This is a genomic window from Aquaticitalea lipolytica (assembly GCF_014641635.1).
In the GTDB taxonomy this organism is placed as follows: domain Bacteria; phylum Bacteroidota; class Bacteroidia; order Flavobacteriales; family Flavobacteriaceae; genus Aquaticitalea; species Aquaticitalea lipolytica.
Genome location: NZ_BMIC01000001.1, coordinates 800634 through 821258, shown reverse-complemented (window position 1 = coordinate 821258; position 20625 = coordinate 800634). Strand labels below are relative to the sequence as shown.

General features: G+C 30.0%; 21 protein-coding genes. 8 read left to right on the top strand and 13 right to left on the bottom strand.

Translation table 11 applies throughout. From position 1 onward, the window contains the following. Positions 1 to 115: 115 nt before the first annotated feature. The gene (purH, locus tag IEW41_RS03820) at positions 116 to 1648 is read right to left on the bottom strand and encodes a bifunctional phosphoribosylaminoimidazolecarboxamide formyltransferase/IMP cyclohydrolase (RefSeq protein WP_188605006.1); all 1533 of its coding nucleotides are present in this window, start codon (positions 1646 to 1648) and stop codon (positions 116 to 118) included. A gap of 146 nt (positions 1649 to 1794) precedes the next feature. On the opposite strand from purH, the gene IEW41_RS03815 reads away from it, so the two are divergent. Continuing rightward, positions 1795 to 3051 carry an ABC transporter permease gene (locus IEW41_RS03815; protein ID WP_188605005.1) on the top strand — a complete coding sequence of 419 codons (1257 nt, stop codon included), beginning with the start codon at positions 1795 to 1797 and terminating at the stop codon, positions 3049 to 3051. A gap of 10 nt (positions 3052 to 3061) precedes the next feature. Next, positions 3062 to 3319, top strand: coding sequence for a hypothetical protein (locus IEW41_RS03810; protein ID WP_188605004.1), 258 nt, complete (start codon positions 3062 to 3064; stop codon positions 3317 to 3319). A gap of 9 nt (positions 3320 to 3328) precedes the next feature. Here IEW41_RS03810 and IEW41_RS03805 read toward each other — a convergent pair whose 3' ends face one another. Beyond that, on the bottom strand, positions 3329 to 3781 hold the full coding sequence (locus tag IEW41_RS03805; RefSeq protein WP_188605003.1) for an XrtF-associated fRMsr-like GAF protein: 453 nt from the start codon (positions 3779 to 3781) through the stop codon (positions 3329 to 3331). 92 nt (positions 3782 to 3873) lie between these two features. On the opposite strand from IEW41_RS03805, the gene xrtF reads away from it, so the two are divergent. From xrtF to IEW41_RS03775, 6 genes are all read left to right on the top strand, one after another. Then, the gene (gene xrtF / locus IEW41_RS03800) at positions 3874 to 4425 is read left to right on the top strand and encodes an exosortase family protein XrtF (protein WP_188605002.1); all 552 of its coding nucleotides are present in this window, start codon (positions 3874 to 3876) and stop codon (positions 4423 to 4425) included. Continuing rightward, on the top strand, positions 4418 to 4846 hold the full coding sequence (locus IEW41_RS03795) for an exosortase F system-associated membrane protein (protein WP_188605001.1): 429 nt from the start codon (positions 4418 to 4420) through the stop codon (positions 4844 to 4846). Before xrtF ends, IEW41_RS03795 begins: the two co-directional genes overlap by 8 nt. A gap of 91 nt (positions 4847 to 4937) precedes the next feature. Next, positions 4938 to 5318 carry an HYC_CC_PP family protein gene (locus tag IEW41_RS03790; protein ID WP_444541725.1) on the top strand — a complete coding sequence of 127 codons (381 nt, stop codon included), beginning with the start codon at positions 4938 to 4940 and terminating at the stop codon, positions 5316 to 5318. Between the two features lie 72 nt (positions 5319 to 5390). Next, positions 5391 to 6122 (top strand): heavy-metal-associated domain-containing protein, encoded by a 732-nt coding sequence (locus IEW41_RS03785; protein ID WP_188604999.1) that lies wholly within the window; start codon positions 5391 to 5393, stop codon positions 6120 to 6122. After that, entirely contained in the window at positions 6122 to 8359 is a 2238-nt protein-coding gene (locus tag IEW41_RS03780) for a TonB-dependent receptor (protein ID WP_188604998.1), read from the top strand. Before IEW41_RS03785 ends, IEW41_RS03780 begins: the two co-directional genes overlap by 1 nt. Positions 8360 to 8375: 16 nt before the next feature. Continuing rightward, on the top strand, positions 8376 to 8732 hold the full coding sequence (locus tag IEW41_RS03775) for a heavy-metal-associated domain-containing protein (RefSeq protein WP_188604997.1): 357 nt from the start codon (positions 8376 to 8378) through the stop codon (positions 8730 to 8732). Between the two features lie 257 nt (positions 8733 to 8989). Here IEW41_RS03775 and IEW41_RS03770 read toward each other — a convergent pair whose 3' ends face one another. The 11 genes from IEW41_RS03770 to IEW41_RS03720 form a co-directional block, all read right to left on the bottom strand. Further along, positions 8990 to 9652: a DUF6090 family protein gene (locus IEW41_RS03770; RefSeq protein WP_188604996.1), complete on the bottom strand. Its 663-nt coding sequence runs from the start codon at positions 9650 to 9652 to the stop codon at positions 8990 to 8992. Positions 9653 to 9663: 11 nt separating this feature from the next. Next, positions 9664 to 12090, bottom strand: coding sequence for an MG2 domain-containing protein (locus IEW41_RS03765; protein WP_188604995.1), 2427 nt, complete (start codon positions 12088 to 12090; stop codon positions 9664 to 9666). An 87-nt stretch (positions 12091 to 12177) separates the two neighbouring features. Next, on the bottom strand, positions 12178 to 14625 hold the full coding sequence (locus IEW41_RS03760) for a hypothetical protein (RefSeq protein ID WP_188604994.1): 2448 nt from the start codon (positions 14623 to 14625) through the stop codon (positions 12178 to 12180). 111 nt (positions 14626 to 14736) lie between these two features. Next, the gene (gene groL, locus IEW41_RS03755; protein WP_188604993.1) at positions 14737 to 16365 is read right to left on the bottom strand and encodes a chaperonin GroEL; all 1629 of its coding nucleotides are present in this window, start codon (positions 16363 to 16365) and stop codon (positions 14737 to 14739) included. Between the two features lie 18 nt (positions 16366 to 16383). Beyond that, on the bottom strand, positions 16384 to 16659 hold the full coding sequence (locus IEW41_RS03750) for a co-chaperone GroES (protein WP_188604992.1): 276 nt from the start codon (positions 16657 to 16659) through the stop codon (positions 16384 to 16386). A 154-nt stretch (positions 16660 to 16813) separates the two neighbouring features. Further along, complete coding sequence (gene secG, locus IEW41_RS03745) at positions 16814 to 17164, bottom strand: preprotein translocase subunit SecG (RefSeq protein WP_188604991.1); 351 nt, start codon at positions 17162 to 17164, stop codon at positions 16814 to 16816. 3 nt (positions 17165 to 17167) lie between these two features. Further along, positions 17168 to 18115, bottom strand: coding sequence for a DUF8458 domain-containing protein (locus IEW41_RS03740; protein WP_188604990.1), 948 nt, complete (start codon positions 18113 to 18115; stop codon positions 17168 to 17170). 11 nt (positions 18116 to 18126) lie between these two features. Continuing rightward, the gene (locus tag IEW41_RS03735) at positions 18127 to 18633 is read right to left on the bottom strand and encodes an LptE family protein (protein WP_188604989.1); all 507 of its coding nucleotides are present in this window, start codon (positions 18631 to 18633) and stop codon (positions 18127 to 18129) included. Further along, the gene (locus tag IEW41_RS03730) at positions 18633 to 18830 is read right to left on the bottom strand and encodes a hypothetical protein (RefSeq protein ID WP_188604988.1); all 198 of its coding nucleotides are present in this window, start codon (positions 18828 to 18830) and stop codon (positions 18633 to 18635) included. Before IEW41_RS03730 ends, IEW41_RS03735 begins: the two co-directional genes overlap by 1 nt. After that, positions 18830 to 20098 (bottom strand): sigma-54 interaction domain-containing protein, encoded by a 1269-nt coding sequence (locus IEW41_RS03725; RefSeq protein ID WP_188604987.1) that lies wholly within the window; start codon positions 20096 to 20098, stop codon positions 18830 to 18832. Before IEW41_RS03725 ends, IEW41_RS03730 begins: the two co-directional genes overlap by 1 nt. A gap of 25 nt (positions 20099 to 20123) precedes the next feature. Further along, positions 20124 to 20624, bottom strand: coding sequence for a hypothetical protein (locus IEW41_RS03720; protein ID WP_188604986.1), 501 nt, complete (start codon positions 20622 to 20624; stop codon positions 20124 to 20126). Position 20625: the final 1 nt, after the last annotated feature.

Genomic DNA, 20625 nt, shown 5'->3' with positions numbered 1-20625 from the left:
GGTTGATATGTTAAGTTCTTTTGTTGGTTTTGTAAATGTAGTAAAAGTTACTAAATATTAACAATTTAATTATATACGAGTTTTTTCTTTAAATAGTTGAGACTAACTAAAAATATTAATGTTTAAAATGACGCGTCCCTGTAAATACCATTGCAACATTATTTTCATTGCAATAATCGATACTCAATTGGTCTTTAATTGATCCTCCTGGTTGGATTACTGCTGTAATTCCAGCGTTTTTTGCGATCTCAACACAATCTGGAAAAGGGAAAAAGGCATCACTAGCCATTACAGCTCCTTTTAAATCAAAATTAAAAGATTGAGCTTTATGTATAGCTTGGTTAAGTGCATCAACACGACTTGTTTGTCCTGTTCCGCTTGCACATAATTGTTTGTTTTTTGCTAAAACGATGGTGTTAGATTTAGTATGCTTGCAAATTTTTGATGCAAAGATTAAATCTTCTAACTCGTTTTGAGTTGGTTTATTGTTTGTTGCATTAGATAAATGCTCAATAGCATCTGTAATATTATCTCTCTCTTGAACTAAAGCACCATTTAAACACGTTCTTACGGTTGTTTTTGGAAGTTCAATATCGTGTTGAACTAATAAAATTCTGTTCTTCTTTCCTTCAAGAATTGTTTGTGCTTCTTTTGAAAATGAAGGCGCAATAACAACTTCACAAAATAAATCATGAATTTCTTCAGCTGTAGATTTGTCTATTTCTACATTGCTAATCAAAATACCTCCAAATGCCGAAACAGGATCTCCAGCTAACGCATCAACATAAGCTTGATGCACAGTATTGCGTTGAGCAAATCCGCAGGCATTATTATGTTTTAAAATTGCAAATGTTGGAGCTTCACCTTTAAATTCATTCATTAAATTAACTGCTGCATCAACATCTAAAAGGTTATTGTAGCTTAACTCTTTACCATGAAGTTTAGTAAACATTGCATCAAAATCTCCAAAGAAAAACCCTTTTTGATGCGGATTTTCTCCATAACGAAGCACTTGACCTTTTGTTTCACTAATTTTTAAAACAGCTTCTTCATGATTTTTATTGAAGTAATTAAATATTGCCGAATCGTAATGTGAAGATATATTGAAAGCTTTTGAAGCAAATCGTTTTCTGTCTTCTTCCGATGTTGTTCCGTTTTTAGATTTTAATAATTCTAAAAATTCTGAATAGTCTTCAACCGATGATACACAAACCACATCTGCATAATTTTTTGCAGCGGCTCTAATTAGTGAAATACCACCAATATCAATTTTTTCTATAATATCTGCATTGCTCGCGCCAGAAGCTACAGTTTTTTCAAAAGGATATAAATCAACAATTACTAAATCGATTTGTGGGATTGTAAATTCTTGCATTTCTGCAACATCACTTTCGTTGTTTTGTCTGTTTAAAATACCACCAAAAACTTTTGGATGCAATGTTTTTACACGACCTCCTAAAATTGAAGGATATGAAGTGACATCCTCAACAGGAACTACATTTATGCCTAAATCTTTAATAAATTTTTCGGTTCCACCAGTAGAGTAAATAGTAACTCCTTGTGAGTTTAATTGTTTTACAATTGGTTCTAATCCTTCTTTGCTAAAAACCGAAATTAATGCCGATTTTATGGTTTTGTTGTTATTCATGTTGTTGTTGTGTAGTTTAAAGTTGCAAAAGTACATATTCTTAAAGAGAATTTATGATAAGACGAGTGAGTTTATTTAAGTTTTTTGTAACAAAAAATTGTTAAAAACGTCCTATCTTTAAATTCGTTTTAAAACAGCCAATATTCATGTTACTTTACTTACGACTATTTAAAGAAAGTTTTTCGTTTGCCATTAATGCTTTACGAAATAATAAATTACGAACATTTCTGTCTTTATTAGGCGTAACTATTGGTATTTTTTCCATAATTGCTGTACTAGCCGCAGTAGATTCATTAGATAAAAATATACAAGACCAATTGAGTGGTTTAGATAAAAACACAATGTATGTTACCAAATATTCATTTGGCCCTACTGATATACCAAGATGGCAGCGAGATAACTATCCTCAAACTGAGAATGATAGTTATGAGTTTATAAAGCGTAATGTCCCAGATATTGAAGCTATAGCTTATGTGATTTTTGCTGGAGGCGAAAGTATAAAATATGAAGGAGAAACAATTTCTGGTGTTGATGTAACTCCAGTGTCTAATGGTATTGCTGATATAGAGAATTTAAAAATTGAACAAGGGCGTTTTTATAATGAAGCTGAATCTGTGTCAGGAGCATCGGTTGTTGTTTTAGGATATTCAATTGCTGAAAATCTATTCAAAAATTTAAATCCAATAGGTAAGACTGTTCGTATTTACGGACGTAAGTTAACTGTAATTGGAGTTCTTAAGAAAGTTGGGTCAGGTTTAGGAGACTCTTCTGATGAACAAGCTTTTTTACCTGCTAATTTTGTGAGACAATTTAGAAATGGTGGCTCAGAAGGAATACCTGGAGCAGTAATTATAAAGCCTAAAAAGGGAGTTGATATAGGTGCGTTTGAGCAGGTGTTAAAACAGAAATACAGAGCTTATAGAGGTTTAAAAGCTGATGAACCAGACAACTTTTTTGTAAATAAACTTTCTGGTATGACTGATGCTATTGATAGCGTTATTGGTACTATGAATGTTATGGGATGGATTATAAGCGGATTCTCACTACTAGTAGGTGGATTTGGAATTGCCAATATTATGTTTGTGAGCGTAAAAGAACGTACAAATCTTATTGGAATACAAAAATCATTAGGAGCAAAAAACAGATTTATTTTGTTTCAGTTTTTATTTGAAGCAACAATACTTGCTGTTATTGGAGGATTGGTTGGATTGTTCTTTGTTTGGTTAGTTTCGCTCTCAATTAACTTATCAGAGGTTACAGGAGATTTTAAATTTGCATTATCTGCAGGTAATATGATGCTCGGATTTGTTTTATCAACAATTATTGGGCTAATTTCTGGAGTTATACCTGCAATTTCTGCTTCTCGTTTAGATCCTGTTGAAGCGATTAGAACAGGGATGTAATCAAATTTTCATGAAAAAAAATAAAATTTTTTGGTGGTTTTTTAAAAGATTAACATCCTATATTTTTATTATTTTAACCTCTGTTTTTTTAATTACATTATTTTCAACAGATGCTAACTTTGGAATTAATAAAACAGTGGGTTGGGCTTGGGATTTTTCAAATATTAATTTTTGGTTTGGAATATTTCAAGTTATTGTATTTTTATTAGTAATTTTACTCAGCTTGACTTTTATAATTATGAAAATATCAAATTACATTAAGAGATAAAATTCTTAATTAAAGGATTCCAGCTACTTTTTCACAAACAAACTCTAAAAATCGTTCATCGGCTTCAGTAAAAGGATCTGGTGTGTTTGAGTCTATATCTATTTGTCCAACATTTTCACCATTAACAAAAACAGGCACAACAATTTCGGCTTTTACTGTAATACTACAAGCTATATAATTATTTTGAGCTGATACATCTGGAACCACAAAGTTTTGATTGCTTACAGCTACTTGTCCACAAATACCTTTACCAAAAGGAATAATAGTATGGTCTGTATGTTCGCCAACATAAGGGCCAAGTTTTAATTCTTCTTTGTTACCATTTCTAAAATAAAATCCAACCCAATTATAATAAGGAACATTAGCTTCTAAAAGTTCGCATATTAATAGTAGTCGTTCATCAACAGATGTATTGTTAGAAATTATAGATTCTACCTGAGGTTTAAGTTGTTCAAAAGTCATTGTTCAAAAAGTTTTGGTAAAAGTATTTAAAAAGTAGAATTACTATCTTTCTTTTTATATAAATTTAACATCACTAATGTAAATCTCCTTTTTTGAAAGAGTTAATCATAAAATACAAGTCGGTTATTAAGTTTATACTAACCTTTATATTAGTTTATGCAGCCTTATCTTTTTCATATAAGTTATATTTAGATGCTTCAGTTGATGACAAATATTATCCTGACTACCTAACTAATTTAGTTGCTAAGCAAAGTCAAACATTATTAGAAACATTTGGATATAATGCTACAATAGAAGAGCATCCTAATGAACCTTCTATGAAACTTATTATTAATAACAAGTTTGTAGCACGTGTGGTTGAAGGTTGTAATTCGGTAAGTGTTATTATTTTGTTTGTTTCATTTATCATCGCTTTTGCAGGAAAAGCTAAAACTACATTTCTTTATATTTTGGCTGGAAGTGTACTTATATATGTAGTTAATTTATTAAGAATAGTAATACTTTCAGTAGGATTATATCATTATCCTTGGCGACGAGAAGAGTTGCATACTGTTATTTTTCCTATGATAATTTACGGAATGGTATTTTTATTATGGATGTTTTGGGTTAATCGTTTTTCTAACATAAAAAAAGCAAATGTCTAACGTTATAAAAATGATATTGCTTCTAGTATTCTTCGGGTTGTTAATCTTGATAAGAGCTTTTGAAAACGAATTGTTTTATGACCCTTACTTATCGTTTTTTAAAAATGATTATTTATACATTGATAACCCAAGGCGCGAAATTTTTAAACTAACAATTTATACTACTATAAGATTTTTGCTTAATTCAGCTATTTCATTAGGGATTATTTTTCTGTTTTTTAAAGATAGAAGTATTGTTAAATTCTCAGCATTAGTGTTTGCTGTTTCGTATGTGATTTTAATTCTTTTTTTCTTATATTTTGTAATTAACCCAAATAAAGAAGACTACTATATTTTCTTCAATATTAGACGATTTTTAATTCAGCCTTTATTGTTATTGCTCTTGTTGCCAGCGTTTTATTATCATAAACTGAAGCAGTAAAATGTTAATAGAATTATAATTTAGCTACTTATAGTTCAAAAATCATTAATTTTGCATTGTGTTAAAACAAGTACTACATAAAAGCTTTTCAATGCTAATGGCACTTTTAGTGTTGTTGTCAACAGTATCTTTTACAGTTGAGAAACACTTTTGTGGTGACGTTTTAATTGATACAGCAGTATTTACAGAGGCGCAAAAATGTATGATGGAAGCTTTTGAAATGGAGCAAGCTCTAATTACAAAAAAGAATTGCTGTAAAGATGAGTTAGAAGTTATTAAAGGTCAGGACAAATTAAAGTTGTCTAAGTTTGAAGAACTTCCAAGTATTCATAAAGTTTTTATTACAAGTTTAGTATATTCTATTTTTGATCTTTTTGAAACAGTTGATAAAGAGATCATTCCTCATAAAGATTATTCTCCACCTAATTTGGTTGCCGATATACAGGTTTTAGACCAGGTCTTCATAATTTGATTTTATAGTTTTTTCTATTTCTGTTAAAAAACAGAAAACTTAAACTATTTATTAATCAAATATATTTCAAAAATGAAACATACATATATAGTTACAGGAATGACCTGTAATAGTTGTAAGGCTAGTGTAGAAAAAGCCTTGCAAGAAATAGACAACGTTGAAAATGTGTCTGTAGATTTAGAGTCTTCAGAAGTAATTATCAACATGAAAACACACATTACTACTGATGTTTTGCAAAAAGCATTATCTAGCAAATACTCAATTACAGATAAGAAAGAACAAAACGTTTTTAAATCGGCTTCAATGCCAATTGAAGAAGAAAAAAGTGATTTGCAACAGCTATTTCCTTTGTTTTTAATCTTCGGATATATTACTGTAGCATCAATTTTATTAAATATTAACCCTTGGGATGGAAACAGTTTTATGCTCGACTTTATGGGACTGTTTTACATTGTATTTAGCTTTTTTAAGCTATTAGATTTAAAAGGTTTTCCAGAATCGTTTAAAATGTACGATCCTTTAGCAAAAATTATTCCTTCTTATGGTTGGGTTTATCCTTTTATTGAATTAGCACTCGGAGTATTATTCTTAATGAGAGTTCAAATTCCGTTAGCATTAATAATTACTTTAATCATTTTAGGAATTACAACTTTTGGAGTTACTAAAACCCTATTAGATAAAAAATCAATTCAATGTGCATGTTTAGGTACAGCCTTAAAACTGCCAATGACCAAAGCTACTTTTATTGAAAACAGTATTATGATTATTATGGCAATCATTATGCTAATTAAAACTTACAACTAATGAAAAACATATTATATATATTATTAATACTGCCAACAGTTTTGTTTTCTCAAGACAAGATAAGCGGTATGATTATGGAATCAAATCCAGAAAAAAAACATATTGGTTTGCCTGGAGCAAATGTATATTGGTTAGATACAACTATTGGAACAGTAACTGATATAGATGGAAAATTCACAATTCCTTATAAAAAGGAATATACAAAACTTGTTATAAGTTATGTTGGGTTTAAAACCGATACTTTAACTATTACTGAGCCAAAAATGGTTCATCATTGGTTAACACCAACTAGTGAGTTAGACGAGGTCACAGTGACTTCTCGTAAGCAAGCAACTTCAAAATCTTATTTACAGTCTGCAAATATTATGACTGTGAGTAGTGATGAGCTATTAAAAGCTGCATGTTGTAATTTATCTGAAAGTTTTGAAACTAATCCGTCAATTGATGTAAATTTTGCCGATGCAGTAACAGGAACACGACAAATAAGAATGTTAGGTTTAACAAGCCCTTATATTTTGATTACTTCAGAGAATATTCCAACAATTCGTGGTGCATCACAAGCTTATGGATTAAGCTTTACTCCAGGAACTTGGGTGGAAAGTATTCAAATTACTAAAGGAGCAGGAAGTGTAGTTAATGGATTTGAAAGTATAGCTGGGCAGATTAATACAGAACTAGTAAAACCAACAACAGATGCTAAATTTTTTGTAAATGCTTATGCTTCAGAAAATGGAAGGTATGAACTGAATACTCATTTAAATACTAAAGTTAGTGATAAGTGGAGTACTGGGTTATATGTTCATGGTAATATAAGAGATAGAAAATTTGATATGAACGATGATTCTTTTTTAGATGCGCCAATACAAAAGCAGATAAATTTTATGAATCGTTGGCAATATACCAATCCCGAAAAAGGCTTTGTAAGTTTCATTAATTTCAGATATTTAAATGATGCTAAACAAACTGGACAAACTGATTTTAATCCAGATACAGATAAATTTACCACCAATGCTTGGGGAAGCGAAATAAATACACAACGTATAGATGCATCTGTAAAAACAGGTTATGTTAACCCTGAAGTACCTTGGCAAAGTTTAGGAGTACAAGCTGCATTTAGCCGTCATAACCAAGAATCGTATTTTGGATTGACACGATATGATATATTGCATAATAGTTTGTATACAAGTGCTATTTATAATTCAATTATTAGTGATTCAAGGCATAAAATAAAAACAGGTTTAAGTTATACTTACGACCATTATGATGAGTTTGTTGATACATCAGATTTTGAGCGTACTGAAAACTCTATTGGTGCTTTTTTTGAATATAATTTTGATAATTTAGAAAAATGGAATGTATCAGCAGGTGTTAGAATAGACAGACATAATCTTTTAGGAACATTTGTGACACCTAGGCTTCATGCACGTTATACACCTTGGGAAAAATCTGCCTTACGCTTTTCGTTTGGAAGAGGTAAACGTAGTGCCAATATTTTTGCTGAAAATCAATCGATTTTCTCAACTTCAAGAAGTTTAAATATTATTAATTCTGGAGGAGAAATATACGGATTAGATCCTGAAATAGCATGGAACTATGGGTTGTCTTTTTTACAAGGGTTTAACCTCTTTGGAAGAAAAGCAGACGTCACTTTAGATTATTACAGAACCGATTTTCAAAATCAAGTAGTAGTAGATTATGAAAACCCAACTGAAATAAATTTCTATAATTTAGAAGGAGATAGCTATGCAAACAGTTTTCAATTAGAGTTTAACTATAATGTTTTTGAAGGTTTTGATTTACGAACTGCATATAAATTTTATGATGTAAAAACTCAGTATAATTCAGGTAAACTTGAAAAACCTTTAACATCAAAACATCGTTTGTTTGCTAACGCTTCTTACGAAACACATAAAGAAGGAAGTGAAGCACAATGGAAATTTGATGCTACATATAACTGGTTAGGTAAACAACGTTTTTCATCAACAGCTACAAACCCTGTTCAGTATCAATTACCAGAATATTCACCAACTGTAGGAACATTAAATGCTCAGATTACTAAAGTGTTTTCTGATAAATTTGAAGTATATTTAGGCGGAGAAAACATAACAAATGTTACTCAAGATAATCCTATTTTAGGAGCAGACGACCCTTTTGGAGCTAATTTTGATACAACGTTTGTTTATGGTCCAATTTTTGGAAGTATGTATTACGCAGGATTAAGATTTAAAATTAAATAACATAAAATTATAAGTGATGAAAAAAATAGCATTTGTACTATTATTATTAGTAGTAACAACTATAACATTTGCACAAAACAAAAATGCCAAAGTATCTATTGAGGTAGATGGTGTTTGTTTAATGTGTAAAGAGCGTATTGAAAAAGCAGCAATTAGAGCAAAAGGAGTGAAGTCTGCAATTTGGAATGTAGAAACTCATGAGTTGAAGTTGATTTACGATGAGCGTAAAACCAATTTAAAAGCTATACAACAATGTATTGCAGATGTTGGTCATGATACCAAAGAAATAAAAGCAACAGACGAGGCTTATAATAGTGTTCACCCTTGTTGTTTGTATAGAGATAAGGATGTGCAAAAAGATCATAAGAATTAACTTCAATAATGGCTATAGTTAATTTTTTCTTAAGAAGAGGATAATAAGATTGTGTTCGTTCGTAATTTTAGTATAGATTTTAAATCATAGAAATTATGGCATTATCAAATCAAACTGGAAAGCCTCAAGTAACTAAAGCTTCACAAAAGCAACCAGTTAAAAAGGCACTACAACCTACTGCTAAAAAGAAGTAAGTTGCATTTAGAGTTTTGTAATAAACTCTTTTTAGAAAAATGCTTAATAAGCAGAAAAACACCTCAATGTACTTGAGGTGTTTTTTTGTTTAATAAATTAATAAGACTATCACAACTTACTATACCTTCTTTTGTGGCAGTTAGCTTTATATCAAAAGAGCCTCTCATGCTCATAATTATGTTTTTGAGAAGTTTCTCGTCTTTAAATCCAAATTTTTTATTTCTAAAATCATCAAAATCTGTATGATATATAAAATAATTACCTACATATTCTTTTTGAATGTTTTCCATTCTTAAATAGCTTTTTTGCATGATTTTGTAATAAGAATAATGTTTTTCTATTGCAGTTTTAGTTTCAAAATCATCAATCAACTTTAAATCTCCAGAATTTATTAATGCTTGATATGTATTGTCTTTAGGAGTGAAATCAGTTAAATTTACAATGCTAAATATTTTTCCTACAATCATCATTTTGTCTGGAACGTCTGTATTTAGTTTAGGTAAAATTTCATCTGCAGTTTTGATTTTTTTTTCAATTTCAATTGCATTTTGCTCAAGAGTTATTTTATCGGAAATAACATCGTCTTTTAGATTGATTAAATACTGATTTTTTTGAGCTTCGTTTTTAGAATTTTCAGCACATTTATTCATGCTAAAAGCGATAGAGATACCGATGATGACAATCAATATTTCTCCAAAAGTGTATTGCCAATTTACTTTTTTCATTTTTTAAATACTTACTGATTAATTAGTTGTACCTCTTTGATTTCTGATATCAATTTACCATCTTCGGTAAACCCTTGAATAATAACAACCACCTCATTTATATTTGTATTAAATATATTATAAGTTGCATTACCATTAGCGTCAGTTTCTATATTTGATTTCCAGTTTATTGACCCGTATCGTAAAAAGTTACTTTTCGAAAGCGCATAAAATTCAGGGATGTAATACTCTTTTTCGACAGAGAAACCACCATTTATAATAACCTCGTTTGCACTGTTGTTTTGATAAGTTGTTTTGTTTTTAACTCCTTTTTTCTTATAAATTCTTATAATTCCAGCACTTCCTCTAGAACCGTATCCATTTCCATTTGGGTCAATAAAAATCTCATCTATTTCTTCTAGATTCATATTATAAATTATATCATAATTTCTATCATAATTAACGTCATCAATTATTAATAATGGCTCATTGCTTGCAAGAAAGGATACAGGATTTCTGTTTTTAATTCTTACCTGTCCAGCACCTTCTAATTGGTCAACTACAAAACCATTTGCATTAATAATATCTGAAACATAATTATAGTATCTTTTGGTTATTGAATCGATTTTTATGCCTTTGCTATAAACATTTGCTATATAAGATTTTTCATTTTCTAATTCGTCAGTGTCTTTAATACGAATATACGACAGACTTACAGTGTCTAAAACTTGACCAGCATTTGCAAAAGTGCCAGCTATTGAAGTTTGGTTTTCATAAATAGTTTCTGATTTAAATTCACAATGGTTTTTAGTTTTAAAGGGATGATTTACTAATGCTTTGTTATTATTAACTATTTCTGTAAACGGTTTTATTGAATTTACTTTTACACCATCTCTTAATACAGAAATATTTACTTGAGCCGAATCTTTTAAAAAGTAATTATTAAAATAAAAATTATTTTTTTCATCGATAAATGCTTGCTCATTAAGTCTATTAGGTATTGAAAACATTTGAACAGTATAACCTACACGATTTGTTTTAGGAATATTAGCAATTCCTTTAATAGAAAGACCAGCATCAAATGAATGGGTTAGCTCTTGTGCTCCATTTTTTATATTATCCCAATTATATTTACTCCAACCTTGAGTTAATAGTAAAAGGTCTAAATCGTATTTTTTCAATCTGTCAACATTTGAAAAATAATAATATGGGTTTTGTATATACCCTTTTATATATGGAGCAATTAAAAAAGCACTTATAATTTCTTCTTTTTTCGTGTAAGCAATAGACTCTTTTGGTAATATAGCTACACTTAAATTTGCTGAAATCGGAATATTGTTTTTGGTTGTAGTCTTTAGGTTTATAGGTATAGAGTCGTTATTGTTTTTAGTAGTGTATAAGCTTGATTTTATAAACAAAGCTTCATCATAATTAAAAATTAATCGTTCTAATAACGGATTTAATTGGTCGTCAAAAAATGTTATTGTATTAACACCACTAACAAGATTGCTTGTTTGAATTGGTATTGTATTTGTTTCTTTTAAATTATTTATTTCAATTTCAACAACCGATGATTTTTCATTTTGATTTATTGCTAAATAATAGATTTTGCCAGCTTCTTTTTGTAAAGTTTCTTTATTGGTTTTTAGATTTATATACGTTACAGAAGCATTGGTGTAATTATTAATAGATATTGTAAAACCTTCATTTTTGCTTTTAGGTAATTTGGTTGTATAGTCAATTTTATTAATGATGTATTTTGCTGTATAAACTTCATCTTTTACCATTAAAAGATCAAATTTTCCTAACCCAAAAGCATTGCTTTTAAAATTAGCCACTTCAATATTTTTTGAATTGACAATAACACCTTCTATGTCTATTCCTTCGGCTTCACAATTAATTATTTTAAAACCAATTGTATTAGTTACATCTGAAATACAATAACCTCCTTCTGGTAAAAATTGTAAATCATAACTAGGTTTTGTTAATTGTGCTGCTTCTGCTGTTGTAGAGTTGGGATTAATAATTTGAATTGGATATGATGTGTACGATTCATCTTCTTTAAAATTATTCATCCAATTAGTATAAGCTCTAACTGTATATTCTCCTGTTTCTAAATTATCATTTATATCAAAGCTTCCAGTAAAAACTCCTTTTTGAGCAAAAAACAATTTATTATCAATTTCTTTTCCTTTACTATCGTATAAAGCAACAAACACATTCGTTGTGTTAAAAAATGGAATACCATTTTTTTTATCAAACACATATCCTTTAAACCAAATAGGCTCTTTAGTTAAATAGATATTTTTATTAAAATGTAGATATATGGTTTCTCTTTCTGCATTAAAATATGATGAGTAAGCGTTTTGCAATGCTTCTTTTTTTGATGCAGTATTTTGAGCAATAAGTGGTGTTATTAAAAAAAGAGATGCAAAAATTATTAAATATACAGACTTCATTTACAAAAGTGTTTATAAACTTATTAAGTTATTAAATAATGATGAATAAAAAAAACGCTCCAAGATTTTGGAGCGTTTTTTATTAGTTTAATCTAATAGATTAATTTCTTTAAACTCTGAAATGAGCTTGCCATCTATACTAAAGCCTTGAATAATTAATATAGCTTTATCTATATTATTGTTTCTAACATTAAAAGAGGCATTCCCACTTAAATCGGTAGATATGTTTGATTTCCAGCTAATAGAGCCATAATTTAAATAATCACTTTTTGATAGTGCATAAAATTCTGGAATGTAAAACTTTTTTTCAGTAGAAAAGCCATCCTTAACAACTAGCTGATTAGCATATAGCTTATCCATTTTGCCATACACAGCACCTTTTTTTCTATAAATAGTGATTACTCCACCACCACCTCTGGTACCATAACCGTCACCATTTTTATTGAAATAAATTTCATCTATTTCGTCTAATGTCATCAAGTATAACATATCATAGTTATTGCCTAAAGTAACATCATCAATAATTAGTAAAGGGCTTCCTCCAGAAATGAAAGAGATTGGTCGTCTACTACTAATAGAAACGCGTCCTCCTCCTTGATCAGCATTAAAACCATTTGCATTAATAATATCTGTAACAAAAGGATACATCAATAACGCAGTAGAATCTATTTTTACTCCTTTGCTATATGCATGTTCAAAGCGTGAATTTTTATTTGTTAACTTTCTCTCTTTTAACTTTTTAGTTGCAAATAAACTTATTGTGTCTAACAATTGTCCTTCCATATAAAATGGGTCATTTATCACTATAGGATTAGAAATTTTCTTTTCAATTTGTGCACATACACCAATCGGGTCAAAAGCTTTCGTTATAAGTGATCTTTTATTTTCTGTAAGTTGTAAATACATTTTTGGGTTTTTAACCTCATTACCATTTTTGAGTATTGCAAATTTTATTTTTGCTGAATCTTTGAGGTAAAAGTTTTTATAATAGAATTTATTATCTATATCAATTGAAGTTACTTCATCTATGTTATTAATAAATGAATACATGTGTATTTTATAATCACTACCTGAATCTAATTTTTCATTTATTGTTCCTGTAATTGATAGACCTTTATCAAATGGAAAAATTAAATTTGGTGCACCTTGCTGAATGTTTTTCCACTCATATTTACTCCATCCTTGTGTTAATAATAGCAGGTCTAAATCATATTTTTTTAGTCTATCTACATCAGTAAAATAATATTGTGGGTTTTCTATATTTCCTCTTAAATATGGAGAAATTAAAAAAGCACTTAAAATATTCTCTTTTTTGCTATATGCTATTGATTCTGATGGTAAAACTGAAACGCTTAAGTTGGTTGAAATAGGAGTGTTATTTTTAGTTGATGTAAACACGTCAATTTTAATTGAATCGTTAACAGCTTTATTGACTTTTATTTTAGATTTTACAAAGGAATTTTCATCATACTTAAAAATTAAACGCTCTAATAGAGGCTCTAACTTATCATTAAATAAAGTAATGGTATTAACACCAGTTAGCAATTTTTCTGTTTCAATTGTAACAGTGTGCTCAGTTTTTAAATTATTAATTTTCAATTCTGTTACTGAACTTTTGTTAGTTTGATTAATTGCTAAATAATATGTTTTATTTGCTTCATTCTTTAATGTTTCGTTATTAGTTTTAAGATTTATATATGTGAATTTAGGGTTAGTATAATTGTTTACTGAAATAGAAAAACCATAAGGTTCACATTTAGGTAAATCGATAGAATAAGTTTTATTGTTTACAGTATATTTGGCTGTATAGGTTTCACCATTAACCATTTGTAAATCTACTTTACCAATCCCAAAATTATTGCTTTTAAAATTTGTAATTACTTGGTTTTTAGAGTTTAAAATCTCGCCTTCAATCTCTGTACCAATACCTTCACAATTAATAATTTTAAACCCTATTGAGTTATTTACATCTGCAATGCTATGGCCTCCTTCAGGTAAAAACTGCAAATCGAAGTCAGAGTTAGTATTGTTAGTTGTTTGTTCAGAATTTGGATTTAATACCTGAATAGAAGTAGAGGTATAAGTTTCATCTTCTTTAAAGTTTTTCATCCAATTAGTGTAAGCCTTTACATAATAATGACCAGTTTCAAAACTTGACTTCACATCAAAATTACCAGAAAACGTACCATTTTTTGCATAAAAAAGTTTTGTTTCTAATTCGTCTCCATTTGAATTATAAAGAGTAACATAAATATTTGTTGATGTCACAAAAGGGATATTACTCTTTTTATCATACACATAACCTTTAAACCAAATTGGTTCGTTTGTAATAAATGTATTTTTGTTAAAATGAATAAATATTGATTCTCTCTCTGCGTTAAAATAAGATGCATATGCGTTCTCGATAGCTTCTTTTTGTGCAGATTCTTGACCTAACACTGTAGTAGTAGCTAATAAACAAATGTTTAAAATTAATAAAGTAGTTTTTAAACTTTGTTCAATGAAATTCTGGAAATGAGTGTAACTTTTTTTCATGATAATAAGTTTTAGAGGTGAATATAAGAATCCACTCACAACAATTATACCATAAAAAAACCACTACAACAATTTTGTAGTGGCTTAATATTAAAATATTTAGAAAAATTATTACATCATTCCAGGCATTCCACCTCCACCCATTGGCATAGCTGGCGAATCTTCTTTAATATCTACTAAAGCACATTCAGTTGTAAGAATCATACCAGAAACAGATGCTGCATTTTCCAATGCAATACGTGTTACTTTTTTAGGGTCGATTATTCCAGCTTTAAGCATATCTACATAAGTTTCAGTTTTTGCATCAAAACCAAATGAACCTTTTCCTTCCATAACTTTAGATACAACTACGCTACCTTCACCACCTGCATTTTCTACAATAGTTCTCAAAGGTGCTTCAATTGCACGAGCTACAATTTGTATTCCTGTAACTTCATCAAGGTTTTCAGTAGTTAATTTATCTAAAACAGATTTTGCTCTTACTAAAGCAACACCACCACCAGCAACAATACCTTCTTCTACAGCAGCACGTGTAGCATGTAATGCATCATCAACTCTATCTTTTTTCTCTTTCATTTCTACTTCACTTGCAGCGCCAACATAAAGTACAGCAACACCTCCAGCAAGTTTTGCTAAACGCTCTTGAAGCTTTTCTTTATCATAGTCGCTAGTTGTAGTTTCTATTTGAGCTTTGATTTGATTTACTCTAGCTTTTATGTCAGCTGCTTTTCCAGAACCGTTTACTATTGTAGTATTGTCTTTGTCAATTGTAATAGTTTCAGCAGTTCCTAACATTGATAAATCTGCATTTTCAAGAGAGAACCCTCTTTCTTCAGAAATAACAACACCACCTGTTAAAATTGCAATATCTTCTAACATTGCTTTGCGTCTGTCTCCAAAACCTGGAGCTTTAACAGCTGCAATTTTTAATCCACCACGTAATTTGTTTACTACTAAAGTAGCTAAAGCTTGTCCTTCAACATCTTCTGCAATAATTAATAATGGTCGACCAGATTGTGCAACTGGTTCTAATATTGGAAGGATTTCTTGTAAGTTAGAAATCTTTTTATCAAATAATAAAACATAAGGATTGTCTAAATCGGCAATCATTTTGTCTGCATCTGTTACGAAATAAGGAGATAAGTAACCTCTATCAAACTGCATACCTTCTACAACATCTACATAAGTGTCCATACCTTTAGCTTCTTCAACAGTAATAACGCCTTCTTTACCAACTTTGCTGAATGCTTTAGCAATTAAATCACCAATAGTATCGTCATTATTTGCAGAAATTGAAGCCACTTGTTTTATCATTTCTGATGAGCTTCCTACTTTTTTAGATTGTTTTTCAAGATCTTTAACGATAGCTTCAACAGCCTTGTCAATACCACGTTTTAAATCCATTGGGTTTGCACCTGCAGCAACATTTTTCAAACCTTCTTTTACAATTGCTTGTGCTAATACAGTTGCAGTTGTTGTACCATCACCAGCTAAATCGTTGGTTTTTGATGCTACTTCTTTTACCATTTGTGCTCCCATATTTTCTAGAGCATCTTCTAATTCTATTTCTTTTGCTACAGAAACACCGTCTTTAGTAACTTGAGGTGTGCCAAACGATTTACCAATAATTACATTACGACCTTTTGGCCCTAGAGTTACTTTTACTGCATTTGCTAATGCGTCTACACCACGTTTTAATCCGTCACGTGCTTCAATATCAAATTTTATATCTTTTGCCATTTTTTTAGTTTTTTTAGATTAAACAATTGCTAGAATGTCACTTTCGCGCATGATTAAATAATCTTTGCCTTCAAGTTTTAGTTCAGTTCCTGAATACTTACCATAAAGTACAGTATCACCAACTTTAACTGTCATTGGTTCATCTTTTGTTCCTTTACCAACTGCCATTACTTTGCCTTGTTGAGGTTTTTCTTTAGCGTTATCTGGAATAATGATTCCAGATGCTGTTTTAGTTTCAGCTGCAACAGGTTCAATAAGAACTCTATCTGCTAATGGTTTAATGTTTAAGCCCATTTTTTATATGTTTTTTATTAATTAAAATTATTATTAACGCTTTAGCGTTATGCTAAAAATGTGCCAATAAAAAATCACTGACAAAGTTTCAGTAATAAAAAAATGCCAACTCTTGTAGGTTGGCATTTTCTTTTATAGTTATAAAAACCTTAGACTATTTATTGTCCTCAGTTTTTGGTGCGTCATTATTTGTTGGAGCAGGAGTAGTAGTAGTAGTAGTTTTTACAGGTACATCACCAGAATCTAATGCTTTTGATTCTGTATTACCACCACTATTAATAGCAACATTAGATAATAAGATTAATGCTAATAAAAGTGTAGCTAAAGCCCAAGTACTTTTGTCTAAAAAGTCACCTGTTTTTTTAACACCACCTAATTGTTGTGTTCCGCCACCACCAAATGATGATGATAACCCTCCACCTTTCGGATTTTGAACCATTATTACTACAACTAGTAAAAAGGCTACTATCACGATAAGAACTAAAAATATTGTAAACGTACTCATGTGTTATTCTTTATTATTTTCTTGTAATTGTTTTACTGCTTTAATTTGGTCTGCAAAGAAACCACTTTTTTCTGGATATTTCAAACTTAAAATTTTATAAGATTGAATTGCTTTATCATAGTTTTTTTGTTCGAGATAAATTCTTGCTAAAGTCTCAGTCATTAAGCCATCATTTGGCGTTATTTGTGCTTTAGCTATATTATGAATTGGTGCATCTTTTGACGGAACTATCTTAGGATTTGCATCTAAAAACTTATCAATAAGCTCAAATTTTTTCTCAATTGATGATTCATTCTTATTATCTATCTCATCAGAATTATCTTCATCAACTTTTTCATCTCTTTCAATAGGCTTAAAACTTGTAATTTTTAGCCATTCGGTAAAAGAATGTGTTTCAGATTTATTAAACTCTAACGGTTTACCAATATTTAACTGTTCTTCAGGTGTTTGTTTAATTTGCTCTGTATCAATTTCGAAAACTGGCAATTTAGGAGCTTCATTAATATCTGAAATAAATTGAGCAACATCTTCGGCTTTTATTTTTTCTTCAAATAAATAAGGGTCTAAAACTCCTTCGCTATTCTTTATGTGTTGTTTTAACGCCTCATCAATGGTAACACTTTTATGCACTGAAATATCATCAATATCATTAACAGTAATATTTTTCAGATGTTCTGAATTTTGTTTTATTTGTTGTGATATTTCGTTTTGATTAAAGGCTTCAGAAGTAATAAAATCGAACAAAATACTTCTGTCTGTAGTGTATGCAGCAGTAGTTTTTAATTCCTGATTGTACTTAAAGCTTTCTTTATTTTTTAAGCCTTTTAAGTATAAAGCTCTAGCTGGTTGAAAATACGGGTAATTTGCAATTATGGAAGTCATAGCACTGGTTTGCTCAGCAGTGATGTCTTGCGGATGTTGTAATAAATATGTAAAATCCTTTAATTGCATAAGTTGGTTTATTACCATTTAGCTAAAGTAGCATTTAAAATGTCTTGTGTTAAGCGATCAAAAATTTCTGTAATTGCTGTGTCTTTTTGACTGCCAACTAATTGAGCGTTTCCTGCATAATCATAAAAAAAGGAAAAACGCTGTTCGAGTTCTGCATCTTCATCTGTTTTGTCATAAAAACGAACATTAACACTTATGGTTAATCTGTTTTGTGCAGCAGTATTATCTGCTGTTGCTGTGGTTGGAGAAATTCTGTATTCTGTTATTTCACCTTCATAAATAATATCACCACCAGATCTTACTAAAGCTAAACTTGTTTGATTTAAGACTAAATCGGTTAAAGAGTTAGTGAAATCACGTTCTAGACCTGGCTCTATTAAAGGCGCATTATTTTGAAAATAATTAACCTGAAATGTTTTTGCTTTTGTTGTAGTTGGTTGTGTTAAGCCATATTGCATTTTGCAGCCAACAAAAGTTAATGCTGTGATAATTAAAACTATATATTTTAATGTTTTCATTAATATGTATTTGGGCGTTTCATGGTTATAAACGCATAAATATAACCTGCATTGTCTGCAACTTCAAAAGAGGCAGTAATTAAACGATACCCTTGGTAGTGTTTTTCGTTTATAAAATCTTCGGCTTCTTGTCTTAAGGCTTCTGAGCTTTCTCTACCAAATGATTTTCGTAGTCTAAATATTTCTACTGCTTTCATTACAAATCGTATTGTTTAATTTTTCTGTATAAAGTGCGTTCGCTTATGCCTAGTTCTGCGGCAGCTAATTTACGCTTTCCTTGATGGCGCTCTAAAGATTTTTTAATAAGCTCTAGCTCTTTGTCTTGTAAAGATAAAGTTTCTTCTTCTTCAATTTCTTCAGCAAAGTGATATTTGTCTTGACTATTTTCTATTGTTGGAGTTTCAATAATTGTTTTTTCAGGTATTGATAAAACTTCTAAATCTTCAACTGCATCATCAAAAGATTCGTCTTCATCTTCGTCTCCATAAATTTTTTGAATTAGCCCTTCATTTTTCTTTTGAACATCGCTCGCATTTCCACTCTTCATAAGCTCCATTGTGAGTTTTTTAAGATCATTCAAATCACCTTTCATATCGAATAATACTTTATATAAAATCTCACGCTCACTACTAAAATCACTTTCAGATTTAGAGGTGTTTATAATTGCAGGTAGGTTGCTACCTTGACTAGGTAAATAACTCTGAAGTGTTACTGCGCTTATGGTTCTGGTTTGTTCTAATACCGAAATTTGTTCAGCAACATTACGCAATTCTCTAATATTTCCGTTCCAACGATGTTTAACTAAAATAGCAACAGCATCATCTTCTAATTTAATAGTTGGCATTTTATACTTTAACGCAAAATCACTAGCAAACTTTCTGAATAGTAAATGAATGTCTTCTTTTCGTTCTCGTAGTGGTGGAATGTTAATATCTACAGTACTTAACCTGTAGTATAAATCTTCTCTGAACTTTTCTTTTTTAATGGCTTCAAACATATTTACGTTTGTTGCAGCAACAATTCTTACGTTGGTTTTTTGAACCTTACTAGAACCCACTTTTATAAATTCACCATTTTCTAATACACGAAGCAAGCGTACTTGGGTTGTAAGTGGTAGCTCACCAACTTCATCCAAAAAAATTGTACCACCATCTGCAACTTCAAAATACCCTTCACGAGTTTGTGTGGCTCCAGTAAAAGACCCTTTTTCATGACCAAACAGTTCACTATCTATTGTGCCTTCTGGTATAGCACCGCAGTTTACAGCAATATACTTACCATGTTTGCGATGTGAAAGTTGATGTATAATTTTTGGAATACTTTCCTTACCAACACCACTTTCGCCAGTAACTAAAACCGATATATCTGTAGGAGCTACTTGTATGGCTTTTTCTATGGCACGATTAAGTTTTGCATCGTTACCAATTATACCAAATCGTTGTTTTATAGCTTGTATTGATTCCATATGTATTTTCCGTTAAAGTATAATCTTATTGATTAGTGACTTTATGAATGGTTTTAATTAAAAATTTTCTAACTTTTTTTTGTATCTTTTTTGAAAGTAAAATGTCTGTATTTTGATCGTTTAATATGTAAAAGGTAGTAATCTTTCTTGGTATATCTACCAGTCTTCCTTTAAAATACAGCTTTGTTCCTCTTTCGTAAGCAGAATCATATGTGATTTCCCTTTTCGAATCCAAATAAATAGTAAATGGAATAGTTGACCATTTTTTATACTCTATTTTTGAACTGGAATAGTTGTGAAATATGTTTTCTTCTTTTATTACTTTTTTAAAAACTCCAAATTCCTTTTCAAGCTCAGAAATAAATTTATCGTTATCAAAAGAATGAAATATTATAACTGATGTTACAAGCGTCTCTTTATCAACTTGAGATTTCACTACATGAATACTATATGCTTGTGGATCATACTGCGAAAACATGACGTTCACTGATAAGAAAAAAACTATTACAGATAAAAGAATCTTCATT

What these genes read in the sequence shown, in the direction of transcription:
- IEW41_RS03780 (WP_188604998.1), top strand. Translation starts at nt 6,122, where the DNA reads ATGAAAAACATATTATATATATTATTAATACTGCCAACAGTTTTGTTT.
- IEW41_RS03810 (WP_188605004.1), top strand. Translation starts at nt 3,062, where the DNA reads ATGAAAAAAAATAAAATTTTTTGGTGGTTTTTTAAAAGATTAACATCC.
- IEW41_RS03725 (WP_188604987.1), bottom strand. Translation starts at nt 20,098, where the DNA reads ATGGAATCAATACAAGCTATAAAACAACGATTTGGTATAATTGGTAAC.
- IEW41_RS03770 (WP_188604996.1), bottom strand. Translation starts at nt 9,652, where the DNA reads ATGAAAAAAGTAAATTGGCAATACACTTTTGGAGAAATATTGATTGTC.
- IEW41_RS03815 (WP_188605005.1), top strand. Translation starts at nt 1,795, where the DNA reads ATGTTACTTTACTTACGACTATTTAAAGAAAGTTTTTCGTTTGCCATT.
- IEW41_RS03720 (WP_188604986.1), bottom strand. Translation starts at nt 20,624, where the DNA reads ATGAAGATTCTTTTATCTGTAATAGTTTTTTTCTTATCAGTGAACGTC.
- IEW41_RS03805 (WP_188605003.1), bottom strand. Translation starts at nt 3,781, where the DNA reads ATGACTTTTGAACAACTTAAACCTCAGGTAGAATCTATAATTTCTAAC.
- IEW41_RS03740 (WP_188604990.1), bottom strand. Translation starts at nt 18,115, where the DNA reads ATGCAATTAAAGGATTTTACATATTTATTACAACATCCGCAAGACATC.
- secG (WP_188604991.1), bottom strand. Translation starts at nt 17,164, where the DNA reads ATGAGTACGTTTACAATATTTTTAGTTCTTATCGTGATAGTAGCCTTT.
- IEW41_RS03760 (WP_188604994.1), bottom strand. Translation starts at nt 14,625, where the DNA reads ATGAAAAAAAGTTACACTCATTTCCAGAATTTCATTGAACAAAGTTTA.
- groL (WP_188604993.1), bottom strand. Translation starts at nt 16,365, where the DNA reads ATGGCAAAAGATATAAAATTTGATATTGAAGCACGTGACGGATTAAAA.
- IEW41_RS03750 (WP_188604992.1), bottom strand. Translation starts at nt 16,659, where the DNA reads ATGGGCTTAAACATTAAACCATTAGCAGATAGAGTTCTTATTGAACCT.
- IEW41_RS03730 (WP_188604988.1), bottom strand. Translation starts at nt 18,830, where the DNA reads ATGAAAGCAGTAGAAATATTTAGACTACGAAAATCATTTGGTAGAGAA.
- IEW41_RS03790 (WP_444541725.1), top strand. Translation starts at nt 4,938, where the DNA reads ATGCTAATGGCACTTTTAGTGTTGTTGTCAACAGTATCTTTTACAGTT.
- IEW41_RS03765 (WP_188604995.1), bottom strand. Translation starts at nt 12,090, where the DNA reads ATGAAGTCTGTATATTTAATAATTTTTGCATCTCTTTTTTTAATAACA.
- IEW41_RS03785 (WP_188604999.1), top strand. Translation starts at nt 5,391, where the DNA reads ATGAAACATACATATATAGTTACAGGAATGACCTGTAATAGTTGTAAG.
- purH (WP_188605006.1), bottom strand. Translation starts at nt 1,648, where the DNA reads ATGAATAACAACAAAACCATAAAATCGGCATTAATTTCGGTTTTTAGC.
- IEW41_RS03735 (WP_188604989.1), bottom strand. Translation starts at nt 18,633, where the DNA reads ATGAAAACATTAAAATATATAGTTTTAATTATCACAGCATTAACTTTT.
- IEW41_RS03795 (WP_188605001.1), top strand. Translation starts at nt 4,418, where the DNA reads ATGTCTAACGTTATAAAAATGATATTGCTTCTAGTATTCTTCGGGTTG.
- IEW41_RS03775 (WP_188604997.1), top strand. Translation starts at nt 8,376, where the DNA reads ATGAAAAAAATAGCATTTGTACTATTATTATTAGTAGTAACAACTATA.